This is a genomic window from Rhodococcus sp. EPR-157, from assembly GCF_001647195.1.
Taxonomy (GTDB): domain Bacteria; phylum Actinomycetota; class Actinomycetes; order Mycobacteriales; family Mycobacteriaceae; genus Rhodococcoides.
In genome coordinates this window covers 1-621 of sequence record NZ_LVCV01000211.1, presented here as the reverse complement: position 1 = coordinate 621, position 621 = coordinate 1, and the positions used below count along the sequence as shown (strand labels likewise).

General features: G+C 59.7%; 2 pseudogenes. Both read left to right on the top strand.

Going from position 1 to position 621, the window contains the following annotated elements:
• Window positions 1–302 (top strand): annotated as a pseudogene (locus A2J03_RS30970) (phosphate ABC transporter substrate-binding protein PstS); the annotation flags it as partial.
• Between the two features lie 100 nt (window positions 303–402).
• Window positions 403–621: pseudogene (locus tag A2J03_RS09765) on the top strand (phosphate ABC transporter permease subunit PstC); the annotation flags it as partial.

Below are 621 nucleotides of genomic sequence, written 5' to 3'. Positions count from 1 at the left end.
TCTCGGTCGAAACCGCAGGCAAGACCATCGACGGTGCCGTGATCAAGGGCCAGGGCAACGACTTGGTCCTCGACACCACGTCCTTCTACACCCCCTCGGAGCCGGGCGCCTACCCGATCGTTCTCGCAGCGTACGAGATCGTGTGCTCGAAGTACCCGGATCCCGAGGTCGGAACTGCCGTCAAGGCATTCCTGCAGTCCACAATCGGCGCAGGCCAGGATGGACTGGACGAGAACGGTTACATTCCGCTGCCTGAAGCTTTCCAGGCAAAGCTGTCCGAAGCTGTTAACGCCATCTCCTGATCGGTAGAAAAACATGGCTGTGAGACCGGAAGTCACGCGCGACTCGGGATCGGCGACGTCAGAGTCGCCGAGCCCGGGTTCGGGCGGGAAGATGACGAACATGAATGACACCAACGCTGAAGTTCACGAGGTTCACGCCACCGGCGGTCAGTCCCGCCAACGCGGAGATGCGATCTTCAAGGGGATTGCCGTCGCATCCGGCGCCACCATCGTGCTCTTCATTGCATTGATCGCCTTTTTCCTCCTCGTGCGGGCTATCCCGTCCTTGCAGGCCAATACGGTCAACTTCTTCACCAGCTCTGAGTTCTTGACTACCGAC